Genomic DNA, 4,995 nt, shown 5'->3' with positions numbered 1-4,995 from the left:
CAGGGCATCTGCGACTCCGCACCCGGTGCACCCAGCGCAGCCTCCTGCCGCGCAGCCGCCCTTCGCCGGGCCTCCTCCGTGGTCGTGGCAGTCGCAGGTGCCGCGGCGCACCAGGCGTCGCACGGCTAGCACGGCCAGCACCGCAATAACAAGGCCGATGATGACGGTTGCCGGACTTATCTCCAATGGCAGCACGAGCCGCCTCCTTTCCACGGCGCCGCTTTCCGGCGCATTGCTTTTCGCACAGATGATTCGCGAGAAATATCCTCACGCGCTCGCGTCAGTCCGAACGCACCGAACGGCGGGCGCAGGATGCGCCCGCCGTTCGGTTCCTGCAGGAGCCTTACGCAACACCCTGCTCGGCCTCGGCCTGCGGCGCGCCGCCCTTGTCCTTGTACTCGGGCAGGGGGCGGAACAGCTGGAACAGCATGCCCACCAGCACCACGACGGCGACGGCAGTCCACACGCTGAACTCGCCACCGCTCAGCAGCATGCCGAACTGGTAGATCATCAGGCCCACGGCCCACGCGAACACCGTCATGTAGCCGATGGCGAACCAGGTCCACTTCGCGCTCGCCATCTGGCGACGGATGGTGCCGATGGCGGCGAAGCACGGGGCGCACAGCAGGTTGAAGGCGCAGAAGGCCATGATCGCCGGCACGCTGCCGCCCATAAGCGCCCCGAACGCCATCCACATGGACGGGTCGGCCTCGCCGGCATCGCCCAGGCTGGTGAGGATACCCACCGTGGCTACGACGTTCTCCTTGGCCACGAGGCCTGTGATGGAGGTGACGGTTGACTCCCAATTGCCGAAGCCGAGCGGCGCAAACACCCACGCCAGCGCGTTGCCCAAGCCGGCCATGAGGCTGTACTGGATGTAGCCTTCCATTTCCGTGTCGAGAAGGCCGAACGCGCCCTCGTAGAAGCCGAAGTTCATGAGGAACCAGATGACGATGGTCGACAGGAAGATAATCGTGCCGGCCTTCACGATGAAGCTCTTCACACGCTCCCACGTGGCCATAAGCACGTTCTTCACGGCGGGGATGTGATACTGCGGCAGCTCCATGATGAACGGCGTGGCCTCGCCGGCGAACATCTTCGTCTTGCGCAGCATGATGCCGGACACGATGATAGCGATGACGCCTAAGAAGTAGAACACGGGCGCGATCCACCAGGTGGTGCCCGCGTCACCGCCAGCGATGGCGCCGAACACGAGTGCGATGATGGGCAACTTCGCGCCGCAGGGGATCATGGTCGTCGTCATGATGGTCATGCGACGGTCTTTCTCGTTCTCGATGGTTTTCGTGGCCATGACGGCGGGGACGCCGCAGCCCGACGCGATGAGCATGGGGATGAAGCTCTTGCCCGACAGGCCGAACTTGCGGAAGATACGGTCCATGATGAACGCGACGCGCGCCAGGTAACCGCAGGCCTCTAGGATGGACAGCAGCAAGAACAGCACGATCATCTGGGGAACGAAGCCGAGTACCGCGCCCACACCGGCGATGATGCCATCCACAATGAGGCTGATGAGCCACGGTGCCGTGCCGATGGACTCCAGCGCCTCAGTAGCCACAGGCGTGAGGCCTTGGATGTACACGCCGAACTCTGCGGGATCGGGCTCCTCTTCGGCTAAGAGCGCCAGCTCGCTCTCGCTTGCGCCGGCTTCTTCGGCGGCTGCCACGTTCTCTTCCCAAACGCCGACCGCTTCGTCGTACTGCTCGGTGCCGGTGTAGAGCCAGCCGTCGCCGAAGACGCCGTCGTTGGCCCAGTCGGTGAACAGCGTGCCCACGGTGGACACGGAGATGTAGTACACCAGCGTCATGATGACGATGAAGATGGGGATGCCGAGCCAGCGGTTCGTGACCACGCGGTCGATCTTCTGCGTGGTGGTGGCGCCTTTGAGCGACTTCTTCACCGTCTCCGACACCACGTCGCCGATGGCGTCGTAGCGCTCGCCGGTGACGATGCTCTCGGCGTCGTCGTCTTGGCTGTTCTCGAGCGCCTCGCGGATGCTTGCAACGGCCGAGAGGTCACCGGCAGGCAGGCCCAGCTTGTCGATGGTTTTCTGCTCGCCCTCCAGCAGCTTGATGGCGTACCAGCGCGCCACGTTCGGGGTCACGCGCGTACCCAGCACGTCGATGACACGGCCCAGCGCTTCTTCCACCTCGGAGGTGAAGCGCAGGTCAGACGCGGTCGGCGTGCCCTTCTTCGCCGCGTCGATGGCGGTTTTCAGCAGCTCGTCCATGCCGCGGCCCTTGAGCGCCGACGTCTCCACCACGGGGCAGCCCAGCCTGGCCGACAGCTTGGCCACATCGATCTTGTCGCCGTTCTTCTCCACCAGGTCCATCATGTTCAGCGCCACCACCACCGGCAGGCCCAGGTCGAGGATCTGCGTCGTAAGGTAGAGGTTGCGCTCGAGGTTTGTGGCGTCCACGAGGTTGATGACCGCGTCGGGACGGCCGGAGCCCTTCCCGCCCGCAGCTGCCGCATCGCCCAGCAGGTAGTCGCGCGTCACGATCTCCTCGGGCGAGTACGGCGAGAGCGAGTAGACGCCCGGCAAGTCCGTGATGGTGACGTCCAAAGCGTGCGCGTAGGTGCCCTCCTTCTTCTCGACGGTAACGCCCGGCCAGTTGCCCACGTACTGCGAGGCCCCGGTCAGGTCGTTGAACATCGTCGTCTTGCCGCAGTTCGGATTGCCGGCAAGCGCTATGCGAATTCCCATGTTCTGCCTTTCCCGCTCCGTGCCGCCCGGCGGTTCCCGCGCCGTGCGGCTGTTCCGTTCCATCCGGCGTTTCCCTCGCCGGAAGATTCTATCTTCCTGTGCCCTACAAAGTTAACTGTAACTAACTCAATCCCAAAAAACAAAGCCGCTGGTCCGCCGATGCCAGCAAGGGTTTTCGTGGTGCTCCAGATTGGCGTGATGGGTTGGGCGAAGCGTGCTTTTGCACGTGAGCCCAAGCCAGCGCGGCAAGATGGAGTGCCACGGAAAGCCGCAGCGTCGACCCGTTTCGTTGGCCGTCGGGCAGGCGGAGACGAGCCGCGGCGTCGGCCTTTTCTCCGAGCCGTCGGGCGTCAGGCCACCAAGATATTCCCTGCCTCGCTCTTGCGCAGCGACAGCTCGTAGCCGCGCACCGTGACCTCGATGGGGTCGCCCAGCGGGGCCACCTTGCGCACGAACACCTCCGTGCCCTTCGTGATACCCATGTCCATGATGTGACGCTTGACGGCGCCTTCGCCCGTCAGGCGGCGCACCGTGGCCGACTCGCCGATGGCGACATCGCGCAGCGTCTTGCCCTGGCCTTCTGCCATGTACCGCTCCTTCCTTCCTCGCCAGGCGCCTGCAGCGCCCGGCCCTTTCTGACTTCGCCAACTTCAGGAGACGCGAAACCCGCGGGCATGTCCGCATGCGCGTCCTGGGCACCGGGCCGGATTATGAGGCCTGGACACTTCGGCCGAGTGCGCGACCTGGGCGGTCGGACCTGCGAAATAGGTATGCAAGCCGAGCGTGCGACCTTGGCGCGTACGACCTAGGTGCTTGCGACCTTGGCGCGTGCGATGCTTGCGACCTTGGGTGCATGCAGGGCTTTGGGGCGTCCGAAGCGCACCGTCGACCATCCGGCTACCGTTAGCCCGAATTTCCGCTTTCGAATGTTTCACGTGAGACATTTGTACGAAAAATCGGGTAACGGAAAAATGGACGGCGACTCGTGCGCGCAAGCACCCGGACGCACCCGCAGCGCCTAAGCGACGGCGTTCGTGATGACGCGGGACGCGATCTGCTTGTTGAGCGCGACCTGCGTGCCCTTCACCTCCACGATGAGGTCGCCCGCCGCCTCGGCCGTCACCGTGACGCGCGCACCTTCCACAAACCCCAGGTTCTCCAGATGGTGGTGCAGGTCGCCCTTGCCGCGCACTTTCGCAATCGTGGCCGTCTCGCCACTCCCGAGGAACGAGAGCGGCATCTGGCGGCACGCGGCGCCGGGCATCGTGCCCGCGTCGACGCATGCGATACCCGTGCCGGCATGCGCGCGGGCTCGCACGCCCGCCTGCCTACCCATGCCCGCTGCCGTTGCATTGCCCATATGGCTCCCATCAGTTAGCTTCATGTAACAAAAAGTATTCTATAGCAAACTTTTAAGAAATGGAAGTCTTGGTTAACTTTTTCTCTCACATGCCCGCGCAGCTGATTGCCCGCGCCTTTCGGGGGGGGGCGCGTGCGCCGCCAGCCTACCCTTCGTCGCCGGCCTTGAGCGTCATGGCGTTCACGGCCACGATGACGGTGGACAGGCTCATGAGCACGGCGCCGACGGCGGGGCTGAGCAGGATGCCCGCGGGCGCGAGCACGCCGGCGGCGAGCGGAATGGCCACGATGTTGTAGCCGGCGCCCCACCAGAGGTTCTGCTTGATCTTGCGCGTGGTGCTCGTGCCCAGGTCGAGCAGCCGCACGATGTCCTCGGGATCGCTCTTCACCAGCACGACGTCGGCCGAGTCGATGGCGACGTCGGTGCCGGCGCCGATGGCGGCGCCCACGTCCGCCTTCGCGAGGGCGGGCGCGTCGTTGATGCCGTCGCCCACCATCATCACGGTGTCCCCCGCCGCGCGGCGCTCCTGCACGAGGCGCACCTTGTCCTGGGGCACGAGGCCGGCATGGAACTCGTCGATCCCCAGGTCGCGGGCCACGGCGCGCGCGGCCTCCTCGTTGTCGCCCGTGAGCATGACGGGCGCGATGCCGCGCTCCTTGAGCTGCTGCACCGCCTCGCGCGCCGTGGGCTTGACCTCGTCGCCCTGCGCCACCACGCCGGCTGCGGCACCGTCGATCACGAGGAAGCTCACCGTGAGGCCGCGGCCCGCGAGCGACTGGAACAGGTCGCGATCGTAGGGAATCCCCTGCTCGTCCAGGTGCCGCGCGTTCGCGACGAGCGCCTGCCGGCCGTCCTCGAGCACGCCCTCCACGCCCACGCCGGCCACGGCGCGCTCGTCGCGCACGGGCTC

Annotated in this window: 5 protein-coding genes; all 5 read right to left on the bottom strand. The window is 65.7% G+C overall.

All coding sequences use genetic code 11. From position 1 onward, the window contains the following. Nucleotides 1-195: hypothetical protein (locus GPA_RS20075; protein WP_083808965.1), on the bottom strand; the 195-nt coding region annotated here is incomplete at its 3' end. A 148-nt stretch (nucleotides 196-343) separates the two neighbouring features. Further along, a complete protein-coding gene (feoB, locus tag GPA_RS07055; protein ID WP_041240226.1) occupies nucleotides 344-2,725 on the bottom strand; it encodes a ferrous iron transporter B in 2,382 nt (793 codons plus the stop codon). A 350-nt stretch (nucleotides 2,726-3,075) separates the two neighbouring features. After that, the gene (locus GPA_RS07050) at nucleotides 3,076-3,312 is read right to left on the bottom strand and encodes a FeoA family protein (protein ID WP_015539433.1); all 237 of its coding nucleotides are present in this window, start codon (nucleotides 3,310-3,312) and stop codon (nucleotides 3,076-3,078) included. A gap of 431 nt (nucleotides 3,313-3,743) precedes the next feature. Continuing rightward, the gene (locus GPA_RS20070; RefSeq protein ID WP_015539432.1) at nucleotides 3,744-4,085 is read right to left on the bottom strand and encodes a FeoA family protein; all 342 of its coding nucleotides are present in this window, start codon (nucleotides 4,083-4,085) and stop codon (nucleotides 3,744-3,746) included. 145 nt (nucleotides 4,086-4,230) lie between these two features. Further along, the coding region (locus GPA_RS07040; protein ID WP_156791143.1) for an HAD-IC family P-type ATPase at nucleotides 4,231-4,995 on the bottom strand (765 nt) is incomplete at its 5' end.

The organism is Gordonibacter pamelaeae 7-10-1-b, from assembly GCF_000210055.1.
GTDB lineage: Bacteria > Actinomycetota > Coriobacteriia > Coriobacteriales > Eggerthellaceae > Gordonibacter > Gordonibacter pamelaeae.
The sequence above is the reverse complement of the archived record's forward strand: the minus strand, read 5'-3'. Positions and strand labels throughout refer to the sequence as shown.